The sequence below is a fragment of the Klebsiella sp. SYXHC3 genome (assembly GCF_057196925.1).
The window spans coordinates 69,657-88,914 of record NZ_JBXUNG010000004.1 but is presented as its reverse complement, the minus strand read 5'-3'; the positions used below and the strand labels follow the sequence as shown (position 1 = coordinate 88,914).

The following is a 19,258-nucleotide window of genomic DNA, read 5'->3' as shown; positions in this document are numbered from 1 at the left end:
GTCTGCCGCTGATATAATAAATATCAGTAGAGTACCTTTTGAGATGCAATAAACCCTACCAGTCCGGTGGCTGGTAAATAGCAGGATTTATTAGGGCGAGCGCGGTTAGCTACAGGCGAATGCCTGTATTAACAACAAAAGATGCAGGAAGACCTGTATGCTGAAGCGCCCGTAGTCGGAAGACTACCGGGCATTAAAGAAATGAAAATCGAAGCTGTTACGGTGAGCAAACATCATAATATGCGTTGTCCGCCTTATGTGTGGCATCATCCTGTTATTGTTTTCCATGATATACACCTTTCAAATGATTGACTGAAGGTATGGCATATTCTATATCCGGCTTAGACTTAATCTGTGACGCCGATCACTAATAGCCTCTCATTATGATATCAATGGCTGGTATTTTGATCTTATCCAACATTATTCACTGGTTTGTTGTTTATATGTAAATATATTGTGTTGCAATGTGGTTAAAATGAATAATGGCCGGTTAATCATTGCGTTATTTCAGCCATATGACGGAAATATGTCGTATACTCGGGACTTTCTGACTTCTATCCTCTTAACATTATGTTTATTAAGGGTTAAGAGGTTCCTGTAGTACGAAAGAACGCTGTCAATCATTATCCCTTTATTGCCAACATAAAATCTGGGAAAAGAGAGCCTGGTCGAGTTTTCATCTAAAAGATATCGCTCAGGGGCTAGACAAAACCACCGTCTGGTTATCAAATGGTTAAATAAAATTAACGCCTGTGTGAACGATAGGCAGGTAGAAAAAATGGTCAATGCGCTTTTCGGCATGACAAAGCGCTAAGATCGCCTTATTGGGAGAAGTTATGCATTCCTCTGTTAACAAAAATGAAAGCCGGACCTTCTTTGGTCACCCTTACCCTCTGGGATCGCTGTTCTTCACCGAAATGTGGGAGCGATTCTCGTTTTATGGCATTCGCCCGTTATTAATCCTGTTCATGGCGGCCACCGTCTATGACGGCGGTATGGGCTTAGCCCGTGAGAACGCGTCGGCCATCGTCGGCATCTTCGCGGGCGCCATGTACCTGGCGGCGCTGCCGGGCGGCTGGTTGGCGGACAACTGGCTTGGCCAGCAGAAAGCGGTGTGGTACGGCTCGATTCTGATCGCGCTGGGCCATCTGTCGATTGCGCTGTCAGCGTTTATGGGCAACAACCTGTTCTTTATCGGGCTGATGTTTATCGTGCTCGGTTCCGGCCTGTTTAAAACCTGCATCTCGGTGATGGTCGGTACGCTGTATAAGAAAGGCGATAGCCGTCGCGATGGCGGTTTCTCGCTGTTCTATATGGGTATCAATATGGGGTCGTTTATCGCGCCGCTGATTTCCGGCTGGCTGATTAAATCCCACGGCTGGCACTGGGGCTTCGGCATCGGTGGTATCGGTATGCTGGTGGCGCTGGTGATTTTCCGCCTTTTCGCGGTCCCGGCAATGAAACGCTACGACAGCGAAGTGGGTCTCGACTCTACCTGGAATAGTCCTGTGGCGAAGAAAAACGGCGTTGGCGCCTGGCTGCTGGCGCTGGCGGTCGGCGTGGCGGTGGTGATTACGCTGATTGCTCAGGGGGTGATAGTCATTAACCCGGTGGCGGTCGCCAGCATGCTGGTGTACGTGATTGCCGCGTCGGTGGTGCTCTATTTCATCTACCTGTTCGTTTTTGCGGGACTTAACCGTAAAGAGCGCGCGCGTCTGCTGGTCTGCTTTATTCTGCTGGTTTCCGCCGCCTTCTTCTGGTCAGCCTTCGAACAGAAACCGACCTCCTTTAACCTGTTTGCGAACGACTACACCAACCGCATGATTGGCGATTTCGAAATCCCGGCGGTGTGGTTCCAGTCGATTAACGCCCTGTTTATCATCCTGCTGGCGCCGGTATTTAGCTGGGCATGGCCGGCAATGGCGCGCAAAAACGTGCGCCCGAGCAGCATCACCAAGTTTGTTATCGGGATTCTGTGCGCGGCGGCGGGCTTCGGCCTGATGATGCTGGCGGCGCAGAACGTGCTGAGCAACGGCGGCGCCGGCGTATCGCCGCTGTGGCTGGTGGGCAGCATTCTGATGCTGACGCTGGGCGAACTGTGTCTGAGCCCGATAGGCCTGGCAACTATGACCCTACTGGCGCCGGAAAGAATGCGCGGCCAGATGATGGGGCTGTGGTTCTGCGCCAGCGCGCTGGGTAACCTGGCGGCGGGGCTGATTGGCGGCCACGTGAAGGCCGACCAGCTGGATATGCTGCCGGATCTGTTCGCCCGCTGCTCGACGGCGCTGCTGATCTGCGCTGCGGTGTTGTGCGTGTTGATTGTGCCGGTGCGCCGTATGCTGGAGAACAGTAAATCCGTCGAGCAAAAACCGGCGACCAATGCCTGATTGCGCAAGCGGTCAATGAAAAGCCGGCGCTGAGCGCCGGCTTTTTTATAGTAAGCAGAGTATGGAAACGGTAGCCCGGATAAGGCATAAGCCGCCATCCGGGGATTTCCCTGCTCGCGCTGCGCTTAGCAGGGCTACGGTTTTGCGGAACCCACCGCCGGGCCGCGGTAATCGCCGCCGAGGGCCTTAATCAGCGTGATATCGGTGCTAAGGCGCTGGGCCTGAATATCCAGCAATAACAGCTGCTGGGCGATGGCCGGTCGCCGCGCTTCTTGTGCGGCATAGCGGCTTAACAGGCCGCGCTGGTGATGGGCGCTGGCGCTGCGGGTGGTGGCCATCGCTGCCGTCACCTTCAGCTCCTGCAGCGCCACCTGCTGGTTGAGATCGTTAAGCTGACTGGAGCTTATCGCCACGTCCCGTACCGCATCCAGCACCGCCTGGTTGTACTGCTTAATCAGGATATTGCTCGCCGTACGTACCGACTTGAGATTGGCGTTCAGGCGGCCGCCATCGAATATCGGCAAATACAGCCCCGGCAGCAGGTTAATCTGCTGGAAGGAGGACTTAAACAGATCGCCAACGCTCAGCGCGTTATATCCCCAGAAGGCTTTAATATCAAAATGCGGATAAAAGGCCGCTTTCGCCGCATCTACCTGGCTCATAGAAGCGGTCACATAACCGCGCAGGGCCTGCAGATCCGGGCGACGCGCCAGCAATTCGAAGGAGAGTGAATCCGGCAGCGTTTCCTGCAACGCCGGCAGGGCGACCGGGTGGATCTCCGGCATACTCTGCGCGTCGGCGCCAATCAGCGCCCGCAACGTTTCACGGTACTGGGTTAGCGTGCCGCGGGCGGTAATCACCTGCTGCTGCGCGCCCAGCAGTTCCGCCTGCGCATTGGCGATATCGACGCTATCCTCCACGCCGCGCTGGGTGCGGTGTTCATGCGCCTGTACCGACAGACGCGCTATTTCTTCTAGCTGCTGCAGCAGAACGATCTTCTGGAAGGTGGCCTGCATGGCGAAGTACAGCTGCGCCACGCTGCTGGCGAGGTCCAGTTCGATACCGGCGGTTTCCGCCTGGCGAGCGTTCTTTTCGCCAATAGCCGCCGCGACGCGGGCCCGGTCGGCGCCCCATAAATCGATATTCAGCGTTGCGCCGACGCCCACGGTATTTAGCGTGTACCACGGGCCGTTTTTATCCACCGGCAGAGAATAGGAGTAGGGCCAGCTAAAGGATTTATCGGTTATACGCATCCGGTTCTGCGCCGCCACGGCGGTCGCCTGCACGCCCATTGCCGACTGCGCCAGCTCGACGGTGGATTGTGACTGTGAGATGCGTAGCCGCGCCGCCTGCATGGTCGGCGAATTTTGCAGCGCGCGGTTTACCAGCATGTTGAGCTGGGGATCGTGATACCCTTCCCACCAGCGGGCCGCCGGCCAGCCGCTATTCGCCAGGTGGATCACCTGCGCCAGCTGCGCCTGTTGCGGATTAACGATCGGCACTTCGCCAGGATCGTCCTGAATCAGCGCGCATCCTGTCAACAGGCTGATGACGAAGGCCAGCGGTGAGTAGCGCAGAAAACGTGCTGCGGCATCCATTTTTATCATGACGGTTCTGCCTGTCGCGTAAATTCAGAAGGTTTGTCTGACCAGTCCGGCAGGGTGGTCAGTAAAGCCGCCAGCGGTTCGCCGAACGGATTAGCCGGATCGACAACCAGCGGCGCGACGGGCGCCGTCGGCTGCTGACGTTCAATATTATCGGCATACGCCTGTAACTGTTCGGCGCAGCGGCTTAAGAAGGGGTCTCCCGGCGCGGCATACAGCCGGTAGCCCTCGCTCAGGCGTACTATCTCCTGCGCCTGCTGCCAGGTGGCTTTGCTCGGCCAGGATTTCGCCTGCGGCCACGGATGCGCAAAGGTGCCCAGCGGCTCGGCGGCGACCCGATGCATCAGCGTTTCGCTGGTGGTCAGCGCCTGGAACAGCGGCACTATCTGCGGCTTATCATCTTTTGTGCGCAGGAACTCGGCTATCTGCCGATAGAGTTGCGCCAGCCGCGATTTCAGCTGCGGCGCTTCGCTATCCGGCCACAGGTAAAGATGGACGATCGATGAGACCAGTACGCCGAGCAAAATACCGATGACCCGGTCGCGCAGTTCGGTCAGGTTGGTCAGTGGGCCAAACCAGCTGAGGAAGGCCAGCGAGAAGGTAAAGCCGATTTGGATCCCGGCGTAGGCAATACGCTCTGACCCGGCGGCAATCCACGCCGAGAGCGCCATTACCGGCAAAACCATCGCCAGCAGGCCGACGATGGACTCGGTCCACGGTTGTACAAAGACGATCAACAGCAACGCCAGCAGCGTGGCGAGCAGCGCGCCGCCGATACGCAGCCAGGTTTTTTGCATCGTCGCCCCCAGCCCCGGCTGGGCGACAATCACGCAGCTCAGCATGATGGTGTGGATCCCTTGCCAGTCCGCGGCGGTATAGAAGACGTAGCACAGCAGCGTCGCCAGCAGGGTTTTCAGGGCGAAATGCAGATAAGCGGGATTGCGCCAGGCATCCGGCAGCAGCAGCGGCGACTTCTCGGCTTCACCCTGCGGCAGGTCGATGGTTTCACCGCGCGCCAGCTTCGCCAGTACATCCGCCATCTCTTGTAAAATCAGGGTATTGGCGCCGCGATCATCAATGGCCGGCGCGGAGAATGAAAACGGCGTACCCTCGTTCATCGACGGCGCCAGCGCCTGTAGCGCGGCGGCAATCTGCTGGCGCGCCGCAGCGTGATCGTCGCCCGGTTGTAGCAGCGCCGCGAGGTGATAGCAGCGCAGGGTGGCCGCCATCAGCCCCTGCCAGCGCGACGGATCGGCGGCAATTTCCGACGCCGCAAAACGGGCCTGCTTAAACAATCCTTGCAACTGATTAAAACGCCCGGCGATCTCTTTGAAGGTCGGCGGCGCGGCGTTCTGCCTCAGCACGTCGGCGACCTGCCGCTGCATCACCACCAGTTGGGCGCGGAATTGGTAGCCGGGGAAGGCCTGGCGAAAGCAGGCGTTAACCAGGAGCGTGACCAGCGTTGCGGTATTGATCGCCACCCAAAGCCACAGCAGCAGGCGCACCAGAACTTCACTTTGGCTGGTCATCGACGGGAAGGTCTGGGCATAAATCACCGCCAGCGCCACTACGAAAAACGCCAGCCCGAGTTTGCCCAGCACGCGCATCAGATACATCGCGCCAAAGAACAGGCATACCGAAGCGACCAGGCGAATCAGCGGGAAATCATAGGTCCACTTGATGATCAGCAGCACCAGCCCCAGCGCCACGCTGATGGTGACAAAAAACAGGACGCTGCCCAGCTTAATCATCAGAATGTTCGGCTGGCTGACGTAAAACACCACGATCAGCGCCACGGCGAGAAACGGGATCTGCAGGGTCATAAACAGGGTGATCAGCACTGCGCAGCTCAGCGTCAGGCGCAGGGTATAGTTGGCCCGCCCCGGCGCGTCGGCGAGCTCCCGTTGCAGAAACAACCAGAAATTATGCATGCCGGACCCTTATTTCGCCTGCAGCACGGCGCTGGCGGAGGCGCCCATGCGGAACAGTTCCGGGTCGGGATTTTTCACCGCGATTTTAACCGGGAAGCGCTGCGACACATGTACCCAGTTAATGTTCTTCTGAATCACCGGCAGCCCGCCAATGACGCTACCGCCCTCCGGCAGTACGCCTGAACCAACGGAATCGACGACGCCGTCAAAGGGGCGGCTGTGGTTGGTCATCACCGTCACGGTTGCCGGCACGCCAGGCCGAACGTTTTGCAGATCCGTTTCGCGGAAGTTCGCAATCACATACCAGTGGTCGTTATCCAGCAGCGTGAAGACCGGTTTCAGGGCGGATGCATATTGTCCGACGGTGGTTTTCAGGGCGATAACCACGCCGTTAAACGGCGCGCGAACTTCGGTGAACTCCAGGTGCAGTTCCGCAAGGGCGATTTGCGCGACGATCCCGGCGCGCTGCGCGACCATCGCATCGACGCCGGTGACCGCGGCATCAGCCTGTTTAGCCTGCAGCAGCGTAGCTTCCAGTTCGGCGCGGGCGGCTTTTTCCGCGGTACGCGCCTGATCGAGATCTTCCTGCGCGGCGAATCCCTGCGGCACCAGCGGTTCCAGGCGGATACGGGTCGAGGTAGTCTGTTTCACCAGCGCCTTCGCCCGCTCTACCGCGGCGCTCACCGACTGAGCGTTATACTGCTGGGCTTTGATGGTGCGTTGGGTCAGCATAATCTGCGCATCAAGCGCCGCCAGCCGTGATTTAGCATCGTCCAGCATCGCCTGATAGGGGCGCGGATCGATGCGGAATAGCAGATCGCCTTTCTTCACCCGCTGGTTATCGCGGATCGGCATTTCAACGATTCGCCCGCTGACTTCCGGCACCACGTCAATGGTGTCGGCGTAGACGTAGGCGTCGTTGGTTTCCGGCGAAGTCTGCAACTGCCAGATAACCACGATCAGCGCCACAATGGCGGCGAGGACGAGAGCCAACAAGGGCCATTTTTTCCGTAAAACGCTTGGGCTGGATTGAGTCATAGGTATTTAATGTGCGAAAAGAAGAAACCACAGAATAGTGGCAAATAGAAACATTAACGCCAGGTAACTTAATACCAGCGGGGAAAAGCGCGCCTGCCAACCTTTACGGGCAATCAGGATATGACAAGGGATCAGCAGTAATGCGCCGCCTAAAAAGCAGAAGAACCAGCCGGGGAATGCTGCGCCTAATACCGGTATGGCGGGGGATAAAGAGCAACCGGAGACCGCCAAAAGAAGTAATAACAATGCCGGGCGCGCCCGTTTTACAATTTGCTTCAAAGGAAGATACCTGAATGTTCATGCCATTGAACAATTGAGTTTATTCGTTTTTGATTAAATAAACCCTCATACACCGCCTAAATTATAGCGCTGATGGTTTGCTTAGCCGAGTTATGGTTATCCTCTGATAATAGTTTAATTTCGCGTAGGTATTAAAAAGTCGCTTTATCATTAGCGAAATAATTGAAATAGGGCGTTTCTCATTTCTCCATAGTCAGCGGCTATGCCGCGAGCTATTCTTAGAGCCTATCCCAGTAGGCGTAATTGGCGCAGCCAGTTTGAACACGGACAGCGCGCAGAAACCGGAGCGTACACGTAGTACGTGAGGATTTTGAGCACTGCCCAGGTTCAAAATGGCAAGCAAAATAGCCCTAATGAGATAGGCTCTTAGGTAAACATAATAAAAATACTGAGGCAATGTCATGGATAAAGAACTACTGGACGCGGGCTACCGGGCCTATACCGGCGAGAAGATAGATGTCTATTTCAATACCGATATCTGTCAGCACTCGGGTAACTGCGTGCGCGGCAGCGCGAAGCTGTTCAATCTGAAACGTAAACCGTGGATCATCCCCGATCAGGTGGATGTGGCGACGGTGGTCAAAGTGATCGATACCTGTCCCAGCGGCGCATTGAAGTATCGCCACAAATAAGCGAGGAAATGATGGAAATTCTGGAAGGCCATAACAAGTTCTACGTTAATGACGCCGAGGGAAACCAGGTGGCGGAAATTGTCTTTGTTCCAACCGGTGAACATCTGAGCATTATTGAGCATACCGATGTCGATCCCAGCCTGAAAGGCCAGGGCGTGGGTAAACAGCTGGTAGCGAAAGTGGTCGAAAAAATGCGCCAGGAACAGCGCAAAATCATTCCGCTGTGCCCGTTTGCCAAACACGAATTCGATAACACCCGCGAGTACGACGACATTCGCGCCTGAAATATGGCGCCAGCTGTGGCTGGCGCCGTGCTGCGATTATCCGGCCAACCGGCAGGTGGCATGATCCGGTAAAAATCGCGAAATGATCTCTCCCAGATGCTCGCGAGTGACCGGTGGTGAGAACAGATACCCCTGGAAACGATCGACTCCCAGCGCTTTTAGCTGATTAAATTTCTCCAGACTATCTACCCCCTCGGCGATGCAGCGGTTCTGCGTTAGCTGGCAGTAGTAGACCAGGCTTTTAATCAACACCAGCGCGTGCGGGTCGCGCTGAAAATCATTGACGATGCTCATATCCAGCTTGTAGCCGCTAAAACGCGCCGTGCGTACCGGGAACATCACGCTGCTGTGCGAGAAGCAGTCGTCGAGAAAGATGCGAAAGCCCTGCTGCTGAATATTACTCATATTCTCCACCGCTTTTCCTTGCTGCTGTAAATCGACGGTTTCAGCAAATTCCAGCACCAGCCGGTTGGCCCACTGCGGGTTCTGTAGCTGTTGCCAGGCGGTTTCCATCATACGGGCAAGATTATCGTGATAGGCGATGCAGGGAGGGATATTGACCGAAAAATAGAACTCGCCCTGATAGCGATTGATATTCTGCACCGCTTCCTGCAGGACAAAGGCGGTCAGTAATAGCCAGGCGTATTCGGAGTGAATATGCGGGAGAAATTCGCCCGGCGGCAGTACCACGCCATCTTTGCGCCAGCGGGATAAGATCTCGATGCCCTGCAGGCGTAAGCGCTCGTCGACAATCGGCTGAAAGACCGGAAAGATCTGCCGGCTGTGAATAGCATGGATAAACTCACGTTCGAAGGGGGTCAGCGCGGTCATGCCCTGACCTGTTACGCGTTTGCTTCGGCTGCCCGGAAATCGGCTCGCCAGATGCGGATGATACTCCACCATCTTGTTTAGTCCTGAGGTTCTTTGGTTGTAGAGCGTTTTCTGACTGACGCCGCGGATCTGCGCCTGGCTGGTGATGCTGTGGCCATACAGCAGGGCGAGGGTGGCGTTAAGTTCGATTTTGCTTAAGCCCGACGGCGGCTTGCCGCGCGCCAGCGCCTCAATGGCGGAAAGCTGTTGCAGGCCGGGGTAGCCGACCAGGCCGCCTTGCAGCAATGCCGCCAGACGGCGGCACGGTAGATCGGATGAGACCGCCTGCACGGCGGCCAGCAGGCGGCGGTCGCCGACCTGGTGCAGTAAGGTTTGCCATAGCCACGGCGCCGGGCTGCGGCTTAAGATCACCATAGGCAAAGGTCGTTTGGCCTGGTTGAGTAACCAGGCGGCTTCGCGCAGGACGAACAGTAGCCACCAGGGATCGTCGGGCAGAAAAACCACAATTTGCCGGACGTCGGCTGGCGCAGATATCGACAGCATGCTCTGCACCCGCGGCTGTAGCCACACCGGATGGCGGCAACCGTCGTCGACCATGCGGGCTAATCCCGCCGCCGCCATGGCGCAGGGCGACAGGATGTAGTCTGTCGTCGCCTGCGGGATATCGGCTTTACTGGTAGACAAACGTCACCCCAATAATCGACTGGACGTTACCCGCCGTTACCTGGCCGCTGGTGCGCGCGTAGGTGGCGGTCAGCCCGAGATTCACCGGCGAAGTACCCACTGTACCCAGTGAGACATTGCTGTTGGCCGGAACGACGGTACCGTTGCGTGTCATCTGGACGCCAATACCCTGTGCCGGCGAAGCGGAAGCGGTATTGCGAAATATGGAATTGGCGCTATCGGCGGTGGTGCCCGTCAGGTAATAGGCAAGGCTTTGATTTTGCGCGCAGTGAACCGTGACGGGCACGGCCATGGAACCCGGATAGTCGGGAAGCGTAACCGTGACATCACGGGCTGACACGTCGCAACCGCCCGTTGGTACCACGACATTATTATTGGCATAAATATTCCAGGTGAAATCTCTCGGGTTTCCGTCGCTGGCCACTTTATGCATATTGAGCCGCGCGATAAGCTCGCCAGAATTAATCACGACCCCGCCCGCAGCGCCGGTTGCGGTAAGGTACATGCGCAACGGTAATCCACGATAATCTGTGTGGGTGATGATGTAGACCGACGAGTTCGAGTTCATCGGTAATGGGTAAGTATTGCCTGCCCAATAAATGCTCCCGGTAAATGCCTCCAGCGCGCCACCGAATGCTGAGCCACTGGTGAGGTTGATATAGTCAATAATGGAGCCGCCGCTGGAGTCATTTTTACAGACGATGGAAGAAGATAAATCGACAACCAGGTTTTGGCCGACGCCAATAGAGGGCGTTAAGTTGACGTAAACATTCGCCGCGCCTGAAGTCATAGTTTGCCCGGTGTCGGCAACTTTACAGGTGAATGCCGCGACGTCCAGCGACCAGCCCATCAGCAGCAGGGCGGTAAACAGAGCGATGATTTTTTTCATAAACAAACTCTCCTGACTCAGGCGTAGGTATAGGTGACGCTAATCACCGCCTGAATGGTTCCCTGGGTGGCGCCGCCGTTAACCGACAGGGCCCGAACCTGCAGCGGAAAACGCGCCGACTGCGAGCTTTCGTCGACCTGAACCGACTTTTGCGCCCCGTTATTGAGCGTGGTGCCGCTGTCGTCCTGTAGTTCGAGCTGGATATTTCCTGCGGTACCCTGATTCTTGTAATAGCCGGTGCTGTCCGCGGTGCCGCTAAAGGTGGCGACGACGCGTGACGTGCCGACCGGGCAGTTGCTTAAATCCAGCGCGGTGCTGTGCCAGGCCGAAGCGGAACCCGCCGATACCAGGCTGAAGGTATAAAGATCGCCGAGGTCGACGCTGGCGTTAGTGGTGGAGACCGTACACGGCTTGGCCACCACTTTGCCGTTCACCGTGATGGTGATGTCGGCGGCCTGCAACGGGATAATGTTTAACGCCAGCGCGCCTGCCAGAAGCCATCCTGCGTAGTGTGCTTTCATCTCAGCCTCCGGTTACTGGAATTCAAGGGTAAAGGTGGCGGTGGCATAGACGTGACCGGCGGTCACCGGTACGCGGGTTGCCATCAACCGGGCGTAAAAACCGAGGGTGTTGGTCTGCCCCGGCGTTAAGGTGGTCCAGGCGATCGACGAAGAGGGCGCGTTGACCGGCAGCATCGTCTGCTGGCCGTTGAGGATCTGCACCGCCATGCCCGCCGCCGCGGAGGCGCCGCCGTCGATTTTTAACAGGTCGTTATTGTCGCTATCCGGGGTGCCGTTAAAGCCGACTTTGACCGCCGTCACCGAGCTGCCGCAGGGCGACAGCACGATGCGAAACGGCACCAGCGGTGTGGTCGCGCCGACGGCGTTAAACTGCTTCGCGGCGTTGTCCATCAGATCGACGGTAAACTCTTTCGATTCGGTGGCTACCGCGCAGGCGTTGTCGCGCACGTAGCCGCTGATGGTGATGGTGCTGTCCGCCGCAAAGGCGTTGGCGCAGACCAGCGTCAGGACGGCGCCGAACAGGCTAAGTGGTTTTTTCATTATCATGCGTTCCTTAACGGCACTCTGCCGATAGCTGGCTCAGCGCCTGCCGCTGACTCTCTTCCGGCAGGCGGTAGCTGGCCATACAGCTGGCGTCCGCGCCTTCGCCCCATTTCACCTGTACGCTGCCGGCGAGCGGCATCCCGCTCAGGTAGACCTGGCCGTTATCGGCCACGATACTGCCGCTCTGATTGCTGCCAGAGGTGACCATCGCGCCAAACGGCACTGGTTTGCCGTTATGGGTCAACGTCATTAGTAACTTGACCCCGACGTGGGCTTTGAAGTCCGCCCGCACGATAGCGCCGTGGGTAGGGACAACGCTGACCACCGCGTCATCGAGATCGACGTTATCGGCAAGGGTATTGGTATCCAGCGCCACCCGGTTTTCGCGATATTCGGTGGCGTAAGGCAGCACCGCATAGCCGCGCCAGTCGGTACGCACCCCGGTCTGGTTTTCCACTTTGACATCACCGGCACCGGGCGCTTTCACCAGCACCACCGTGTCATTCAGCGGCTGGCTCAGGGTCACGCCGTTAGCGTGGGCCAGCACACCGCCGCTGACGCCGTAGTAGAGCTGTTTGAAACCGTCGCTGCGGCTGTAGCCGACATTGGCGTTGCCGTAGCCGCCGCGATAGTTCAGCGCCGCGTAGCCGGTGCCGCTGCTATCGCCTTCGCCGCCGCTGGCGTAGCCGGTCTGCACGCTATAGCTCAGGTTATTGTCTTCCAGCAGGGTGCCGTAAAGTCCCGCCAGATTGGTCATCCGACCATCAAGATCGTGCGACATGCTGTAGCTGGCGCTGGCGTGCCGCCATACCGATTTGCTGTCGGAACGCAGCCAGTGGCTGAACGGAATATTGACGTTGACCGCCAGCATCTGGTCGCGGCCCTGCTGCCAGGCGTTTTTGGTCAGGCTGTAGCTCAGCGTCCAGTTGATGTCGTCCACCGCCGCGTTGAGCCCGGCCTGCAGCTGCTGGTCCGCCTTGCCGGTCGACCAGTAGGTCTGATGGCTGCCGCTCAGATAGAGCGTGGCGGTACGCCCCAACTGTTGGGTGACGCTTAGCTGCACTTTGCCGCGCTTGTTGTAGGCGAGGTTGTAGTAATCGGTGAATTTCGGCTTCACCTGGATTACGCCATCCTGGGTCTCTACGTCATAACCGCTCATCCGGCGGTAGGTAGTATCGGCAAAGCTGTAATAACCTTTAGTAGAGTAGCGATAGCCCACCAGTTGGATATTGGTGCCGACATCGCTCAGCGACTTGTTATAGAGGAAGCGAATTGACTGCCCCTGATGATCGCTGTCGTCGGGTAGGGTGGCATTGGCCTGGGTGACATCCAGCGACACGGCGCCGAAATCGCCCATATTTTTCCCCACGCCGAGATTAAAGGCGCGGTAGCGGTCGGCGAGCTGCGTACCGCCATACAGCGTCCAGCCCGCAGGCAGACCGTGTAACACGGTACTCTGAAAGAACTTCGGCTCTTCTTGCTGATCGTTGCCGCTGCGATATTCGCCAGCGGTTAGCGCGTACCGGGTGTGCCCTTCGCGCTGCAGTACCGGCACCGTTGACCACGGCACGCTGAAGACCTGGCTGGTGCCGTCGTTTTCTTTAATCGTCACCTGCAGATCGCCGCCGTTGCCTGCGGCATAGAGATCGTTAATGGTGAACGGGCCCGGCGGGACCGTGCTCTGGTAAATCTCATAGCCGTTTTGTTTGATCGACACCTGCGCGGTGCCGCGGGCGATGCCGTGGATCACCGGCGCAAAGCCCTTCTGGCTATCCGGCAGCATGTTGTCATCGCTCGCCAGCTGGGCGCCGCGGAAGTTTATGCCGTCGAAAATATCGCCGTTGGTGTAGCTATCGCCGAGGGTCAGGCGCGAGCGTAGCGGTGTGATGTCGCGCTCAAGCCAGGTGTTGACGTGTTGCCATTTGTTCTCATTGCTGGAACTGCTGCCGCCGCTGCTGTAGCTCCAGGTGGTGTTATCACGCAGCCGCCAGGCACCGAGATTGAGGCCGCTTTGCAGGTTTAAATAAGCGTAGTTGCTGCTGCCGCCGGTATCGTTATGGACGTTGTTACCGGTGAAGTTGTAGTTCAGCAGCCCAGCGTTGATGCCGTCATCCCACATTTCTGGCGGAATATAGCCGCGCGCGCGGTTGCCCATAAAAGCCTGCGGCACGGTGAGGTACAGGCGCTGCTGGCCGACATCGAAGCGCGTCGTGGCATCAGTGATAAGTTCGGTCAGCGGCACGCAGGCGTCGGCGGCGAGGGCGCTCATCCCGTTCACCGCCGCGGTATTGACCCCCATGCCCGCCAGTTGGCCGCGGGTCAGGCACGGGCTTAGACCATGGCCTTTTTCGCCGCGGTTAAAAGTGACATCGCGAGTGGTCATAAAGCCGTCGTTAAGGTAAATATCGACGCGGTAGGTGCCGGGCGGCACCTCTTGCCCGTTTTCGAAACCGGAAAGATCGGCCACCGCCGCAGGATCGTCAGCTAAAAAACGCGGGTTAAAATAGAGTTCAGCCTGCGCGTAGCCCGCCTGCAGGACAAAACAGAGCGCCACGGGAAATTTCGCCATGGCCAAAATAGCGCGTGGGCGGAGCCTCGCGCTGCGGGAACCAAAACGGTCCTGTCCATATTTGAGATGTGACATAGTCCCTCCGGTCTCAATTCGCCCGGCTGTCAGTTCTTATTGTTATGCGCGGTTTGGCCCGCCCGGCGGGCCAAACCTGTATTAACGCAGCACGCCAGTCATTTTTGGGGTCAGCGCGCCGTAATCATTAATCGTGCGATAAGTAATGTTGCTACCGGCATCCGGCGGCAGCTTGACGGAGGTTTTACCCATTGGCGGCACCAGCGCGTTTTCCAGCACCCGGGTGCCGGCGTTAAGTTCGGTGACGGTCAGGTAATAAGGGGTAGGGTTAGTCAACGTTAACGACGAACCGCTGCGGCTAAAGCTCAGTTTTTCCGCCGCCTGATCCGGCGGTAGCGCCAGCTTCGCCGGGCGGTAATAGAGCTTGATGCGGCTGATAATCGCCAACTGCAGGGTGTTGTCGCTCAGTTTGGATTTATCCATCGACGGGATGGCTTTCACGTTAATCCAGAACAGGCTTTCGCGATCCTGCGGCAGTTGTTTATTGGTGGCGTCAATGATGCGCAGGGTATTCTCTTTTTTGCCCTGCATGGCGAACAGCGGCGGCGTAATCACGAAGCGGCCATCTTTGCCGCCGTCGGCGTTTTCCACCCACGACTGAATCAGATAGGTGCTGCTGTCATCATTATTGGTCACCCCTAACTGCACCTGTTTTTGCCCGGCCGGATAGATAACCCGCGTGGCGCCGAGCGCAACGCCGGCCTGAGCCCAGGCGGAGTAACCGCTTGCGGCTATCATCAATAACCCCGCCAGTAGTCCGCGCGTCATCCCCAGTCTCTTTTTCACGTTTACCCCTTTTGTACTCACCGTTGTTTCCTGTTTCCGGCATATTTGCTGGTTAATTACTGATAGGTCAGAGAGAACCAAACTTGCGCGTTTGCCGCTCCCCCGGTGACCTGATTGCCGGTCGCCCGATATTTGGCTACAAAATGCAGCGTGGTGGGGCCGGTATACAGCCGCCGCCAGGCGCCCGGCGGGCTATTCAGCGGAATCAATTGATCTTCGTTATCAAATAACGCGATGCCGACGCCGGTGGCGATACCCGGTCCTTCGCCAACCGAGAGCACATCCGGATTTTTGCCATCGGCCACGCCGCGAAAAGACACGCCGACATGCTGGCTGACTGCGGTGCTGCAATCCTGAAGGTGAATATCGAATGGCACCGGGTTGGCATCTTCCCCGGCTGAATGAAAGCGATTACTGCTGATCTGCCCCATATTGACGGTCATCTGCTGGTCGCCGGCTTCAACACGGCAGGACTCAGCGATGATGACGCCTTGAAAACGCATGTTTCCCCCAGCCACCGTGACGTTCCAGTGGTTGCCGGCCAGCGCCAGCGGCGGAAACAGAAACATCAGCAGACCTGTCTTCACTCCTTGCATCGTTATCACCCCAATCCCGTAGTGGATAACGGGCCATCCTGGCCCGGAATGCTTCCCTGTCTGATGTTTGAATTACTCGTATTGCACTTTGAAGGTGGCGTCTGCGTTAGCAGTACCGGCAGTAGCCGCGCCAGTGGCGTAGTAACGCGCCTGGAAAGGAATGATGTTGGTGCCGTCGTTCAGCGTGGTGGCCGCGCTGAAGGTAGCGCCATCCAGGCCCAGCGGAGTGCCGGTTTTGTCGAGGATCTGTACGCCGACGTTGGTCGCGCCGCCAGCAGCGGAGCTCTGCAGAGCCAGAACGCTGGTGTTGGTGCTGTCAACCGCGGTACCAGAGAAAGCGACAGAGGCTTTGGTGGCGACAGAGGTATCACAGTCGTCTAACTGAATGTTGAAACCTACAGCGGAGCTGGTGCTGCCCGCGGTAGCCAGTTTTGCCGAACGAACCTGGCCTAACTGAACGGTCTGGTCGATAGAACCGGCATCGACTGCACAGGCTGCGTTGACGATTTCTCCTTTAAAATGCACTGTTCCGCCATTTACCGTGGTGGTATCGGCCAGGGCCGCCGCGGAGCTCAGGGACAGAGCTGACAGGACAACGATTGCCAGTGTTTTGATTTTCATGCTGTTTTCCTTTAAACAAAATCGATATTACGAACCAAAAATGGCAGTCGTCTTGCCTTCCAGGCATTCCATAAATCAGCCGAATGGTGCGACTGCCGGTTCTGCACAGTTTTTGCCCCTACTGATGAGTCAATTGGGGCCATTTTGACTCATCAGGATTTATGGCTTTTATTTTGTTAAGGTTGGTTTAGTTTTGGATTTATATACTTCTAATGGTTTGTTTTATGGATTTAAAAGCTATGACTTTGCCGTGAATGGAAAAACGGCGTACTTGACTTCGATAGCGAAAAGCGGGCGAATGCGAGATAGTCTGACGAGGATAAGTAAAGAAAGGTCGTTGGAGAATTCAATGTAAATCAATTAGATATAATTTTTTTTGATGAAATATGCACTTGTCAGTTGCAAAAGATTACAAAACATTTTTATGATATAGACAGTTTGGCCCCAATTGACTTGTTCGATATTAAAAATTTTCCTTTTTATCAATCGGTTATCCTATTTCTTCCGCGCTTGTAAATTTTCCTCTAACAGATTGTTTCTTTCCCAAATCCCGGCAAAACGCGCTGCATTACTGGCGGTATAACGGACAGTATGACGAATATTACGATGTCCGAGATAATCTTGTATCAAACGGGTATCAGCTCCTCTTTCCGCCAGTTCATAGCCGCAGGCATGACGCAGCATATGCGGATGCGTATGCGTCACGGTTCCCGCTTCTTCCCCGGCGGCGCGGATAATGCGATAGGCCTGTTGTCGTGAAAGCGGGGTGCCGCGGCGCGAGATAAATAGAGCGTCGCTTTTGCCTGCTGCCTTCCAGCCGGCCCGTTGCTGTGTCCAGCGTTCTATCGCTTCGCGTTCATCAAAACGCAGCGGATGTACGGTAGAGAAACCGTTCTTTAAGCGGCGAACATTGATGCGTCCTTCGTTAAGGTCGAGATCGCGATAGTGCAGATCGAGTAATTCGCTGATACGCATCCCGTGGCGAAACGCCAGCAGGATCAGACAGTAATCCCGTTCGCCGGTTGGGCCGTGCTGGGCCGCCTGCATCATTGCCTGAACTTCTTTGGCGGTGAGAAAACGACGTCGGTTCACAATTTTGAGCTCCTGAATTTAAGTTTACTCGCAAGGAACAGCCTGAGAAAAAATCTCAGGATGCATAAAAAATAATCTGAATGGAAAGCCCGTATTATTTGAGAGGGATAAAGACCAACAGGTATCACATTACATTTACACAAACATAAATTACCGCTACGCGATAATTCTTATTTTTATCTATTTTATTCTTTACCACAATAGAGCTGTGCCAGGTCGCGGGCAGGTGCATAAAATAGCAAGGAAAAAAGTTAATGCCAGCTATTTATTGAACGGAAAACATGTGCTGAAAGGATTAATTTAACAATAAATAACGAACTAATATCCTGATGAATTACAGGTGCATAGGAACGTTTTTTTTCATGTTCTAAATAAGAACTTTTAAGAACAATAAACATATTTAACGTATGGTTAATTTTTATTAATGTTTCGCAAGAAAAAATCTATATATGAGGAAAGCTGCAATTTATCGCAGCCTAAACAGAGCAAATTTGCAACAGTCTTGCCGGGGATGGCGGGCAGGGGCTGGCAGTAAGAGGGGAACCGACAACGAAACGCCATCCGTGGCGTAAGGCTACCTTACTGGAAAAGCGAGATTCTTTGCTTCTCGCGGGAATTATCCCAGATACCATAAAAGCGCCCGGCGTTACTGGCCGTGTACCAGACGGTATGGCGAATGTTGCGGTGGCCGAGATAATCCTGGATAAGTCGCGTATCAATGCCCATATTAGCCAGCGCAAAGCCGCAGGAGTGGCGTAACATGTGCGGGTGAATTTCCAGCGGTAATCCTGCCTGATCGCCGGAGGCGGAAATGATCTGGTAAAACTGTTGGCGCGACAGAGGATTACCCTTACGCGATAAAAATAACCACTCGCTGGTGGATTGTGGATATTCATCACGAATATCCAGCCAGCGCTTTAGCGCCTGGATCTCTTTATTCAGCAATGGATGAGTGGTTGAGAAACCTTTTTTTAATCGATGGATGTAAATACATTTTGAACGCAAGTCAATATCTGAAATTCGCAGGCGACAAATTTCGCTGGCACGAAAGCCATGAATAAAACAAAGTAATGTCAGGCAATAATTACGAGCTGCATGAGGTCCGCTATTGGCAGCATTGAGTAATGACTCGATTTCATTCTGAGTCAGGAAGTTCCTTTTTTTAATGTCACTATTATTCTTCATTATGTTCCCTTTCTTTTGCAGGCGTACATTACTATCCCATAGGCTCTGGCTGGCCTATTACAGGATCCGAAGATAGGTTGCGCATTTTATGAATAAGCATGATGCGGATCGCTTTTACTATCCCTCAAGTAACAAGGACTTTATCGCGGCAAAGCTGCGCGAAATCCTGTGGATATAATGAAGTGGCTTCATCGCCCGCAAGCTGTACGCAGGCGAATTCCTGATGCGAAGCGCTCAGGCATTTGATGTACATCGGTTTTCCTGGAGGTTTACACGTCCTGTTCATCCTTTCTCCTCTTGAGTATGCGCGCTTACAGCAAGGTCATAGACTACCGGCTGATAAACTGAGTCCTGGCTGGATAACGCTGCAAACCGTTATCCATGAGGATAATTGCCTCAATAAACAGGTTGGCGTTGCGTAAATGTTTTGCCATACAAAATAGCGTAAGACACCTGATAGCATTCACCGCAACACTACAACAGCGATTAAACCATACTGCAAAAATCGTAGAGAGAATAGCGTTAATAAATGTGCAGACGTTTCAAAGAGAGATTTTACTTATTATCGAGCAGTCGGAATTTTCCGCTCGCGTAATCAGTTAATGAGAGACTTAATCGGAGTTTTTAGGAAGCTTTAAGAAGTTATTGCGAAGCGCAATTTCTGCTGTAACCGCTTATGATTTATAGGAA

At 55.3% G+C, this 19,258-nt stretch carries 18 protein-coding genes and 1 pseudogene; 3 read left to right on the top strand and 16 right to left on the bottom strand.

Annotation, left to right across the window (positions count from 1 at the left end):
• Window positions 1-183: 183 nt before the first annotated feature.
• Entirely contained in the window at window positions 184-288 is a 105-nt protein-coding gene (speFL, locus tag AC2CGP_RS12305; RefSeq protein ID WP_006819052.1) for a leader peptide SpeFL, read from the bottom strand.
• 548 nt (window positions 289-836) lie between these two features.
• Here speFL and AC2CGP_RS12300 point away from each other — a divergent pair.
• Complete coding sequence (locus AC2CGP_RS12300) at window positions 837-2,387, top strand: peptide MFS transporter (protein ID WP_015369856.1); 1,551 nt, start codon at window positions 837-839, stop codon at window positions 2,385-2,387.
• A 134-nt stretch (window positions 2,388-2,521) separates the two neighbouring features.
• Here the strand turns inward: AC2CGP_RS12300 and AC2CGP_RS12295 are convergent, their stop codons facing one another.
• The 4 genes from AC2CGP_RS12295 to AC2CGP_RS12280 are packed head-to-tail and all read right to left on the bottom strand — an operon-like array spanning window position 2,522 to window position 7,239.
• Window positions 2,522-3,985: an MdtP family multidrug efflux transporter outer membrane subunit gene (locus tag AC2CGP_RS12295; protein WP_371682778.1), complete on the bottom strand. Its 1,464-nt coding sequence runs from the start codon at window positions 3,983-3,985 to the stop codon at window positions 2,522-2,524.
• Window positions 3,986-3,990: 5 nt separating this feature from the next.
• On the bottom strand, window positions 3,991-5,922 hold the full coding sequence (locus tag AC2CGP_RS12290; protein ID WP_484502347.1) for an FUSC family protein: 1,932 nt from the start codon (window positions 5,920-5,922) through the stop codon (window positions 3,991-3,993).
• Between the two features lie 9 nt (window positions 5,923-5,931).
• Window positions 5,932-6,960, bottom strand: coding sequence for a multidrug transporter subunit MdtN (gene mdtN / locus AC2CGP_RS12285; protein ID WP_484502346.1), 1,029 nt, complete (start codon window positions 6,958-6,960; stop codon window positions 5,932-5,934).
• 6 nt (window positions 6,961-6,966) lie between these two features.
• Window positions 6,967-7,239 (bottom strand): YtcA family lipoprotein, encoded by a 273-nt coding sequence (locus AC2CGP_RS12280; protein WP_015369860.1) that lies wholly within the window; start codon window positions 7,237-7,239, stop codon window positions 6,967-6,969.
• 422 nt (window positions 7,240-7,661) lie between these two features.
• Here AC2CGP_RS12280 and yjdI point away from each other — a divergent pair, with 422 nt between their 5' ends.
• Window positions 7,662-7,892, top strand: a complete 231-nt coding sequence (gene yjdI / locus AC2CGP_RS12275) for a 4Fe-4S mono-cluster protein YjdI (RefSeq protein ID WP_020078004.1) — start codon at window positions 7,662-7,664, stop codon at window positions 7,890-7,892.
• A gap of 11 nt (window positions 7,893-7,903) precedes the next feature.
• Complete coding sequence (locus AC2CGP_RS12270) at window positions 7,904-8,176, top strand: GNAT family N-acetyltransferase (RefSeq protein WP_015369862.1); 273 nt, start codon at window positions 7,904-7,906, stop codon at window positions 8,174-8,176.
• Window positions 8,177-8,212: 36 nt separating this feature from the next.
• Here the strand turns inward: AC2CGP_RS12270 and AC2CGP_RS12265 are convergent, their stop codons facing one another.
• The 11 genes and pseudogenes from AC2CGP_RS12265 to AC2CGP_RS12215 form a co-directional block, all read right to left on the bottom strand.
• A complete protein-coding gene (locus AC2CGP_RS12265) occupies window positions 8,213-9,691 on the bottom strand; it encodes an EAL domain-containing protein (protein WP_020078005.1) in 1,479 nt (492 codons plus the stop codon).
• Entirely contained in the window at window positions 9,678-10,580 is a 903-nt protein-coding gene (locus AC2CGP_RS12260; RefSeq protein ID WP_047045658.1) for a fimbrial protein, read from the bottom strand. The genes AC2CGP_RS12265 and AC2CGP_RS12260 overlap by 14 nt, the downstream gene beginning before the upstream one ends.
• Window positions 10,581-10,597: 17 nt before the next feature.
• The gene (gene fimG / locus AC2CGP_RS12255) at window positions 10,598-11,101 is read right to left on the bottom strand and encodes a type 1 fimbrial minor subunit FimG (protein WP_032709077.1); all 504 of its coding nucleotides are present in this window, start codon (window positions 11,099-11,101) and stop codon (window positions 10,598-10,600) included.
• Window positions 11,102-11,113: 12 nt separating this feature from the next.
• Window positions 11,114-11,641, bottom strand: coding sequence for a type 1 fimbrial adaptor subunit FimF (gene fimF, locus AC2CGP_RS12250; RefSeq protein WP_162619680.1), 528 nt, complete (start codon window positions 11,639-11,641; stop codon window positions 11,114-11,116).
• Window positions 11,642-11,654: 13 nt separating this feature from the next.
• Entirely contained in the window at window positions 11,655-14,288 is a 2,634-nt protein-coding gene (locus tag AC2CGP_RS12245; RefSeq protein ID WP_015703360.1) for a fimbrial biogenesis usher protein, read from the bottom strand.
• Window positions 14,289-14,369: 81 nt separating this feature from the next.
• Window positions 14,370-15,056, bottom strand: coding sequence for a fimbria/pilus periplasmic chaperone (locus AC2CGP_RS12240; protein WP_045368437.1), 687 nt, complete (start codon window positions 15,054-15,056; stop codon window positions 14,370-14,372).
• 74 nt (window positions 15,057-15,130) lie between these two features.
• The gene (gene fimI, locus AC2CGP_RS12235; protein ID WP_015369869.1) at window positions 15,131-15,670 is read right to left on the bottom strand and encodes a type 1 fimbrial minor subunit FimI; all 540 of its coding nucleotides are present in this window, start codon (window positions 15,668-15,670) and stop codon (window positions 15,131-15,133) included.
• Window positions 15,671-15,742: 72 nt separating this feature from the next.
• On the bottom strand, window positions 15,743-16,291 hold the full coding sequence (gene fimA / locus AC2CGP_RS12230; protein WP_015369870.1) for a type 1 fimbrial major subunit FimA: 549 nt from the start codon (window positions 16,289-16,291) through the stop codon (window positions 15,743-15,745).
• A gap of 482 nt (window positions 16,292-16,773) precedes the next feature.
• Window positions 16,774-17,383: pseudogene (fimE, locus tag AC2CGP_RS12225) on the bottom strand (type 1 fimbria switch DNA invertase FimE).
• 579 nt (window positions 17,384-17,962) lie between these two features.
• Window positions 17,963-18,568 (bottom strand): tyrosine-type DNA invertase, encoded by a 606-nt coding sequence (locus tag AC2CGP_RS12220; RefSeq protein ID WP_015369873.1) that lies wholly within the window; start codon window positions 18,566-18,568, stop codon window positions 17,963-17,965.
• Between the two features lie 124 nt (window positions 18,569-18,692).
• Complete coding sequence (locus AC2CGP_RS12215) at window positions 18,693-18,821, bottom strand: hypothetical protein (RefSeq protein ID WP_015369874.1); 129 nt, start codon at window positions 18,819-18,821, stop codon at window positions 18,693-18,695.
• Between the last annotated feature and the right edge of the window lie 437 nt (window positions 18,822-19,258).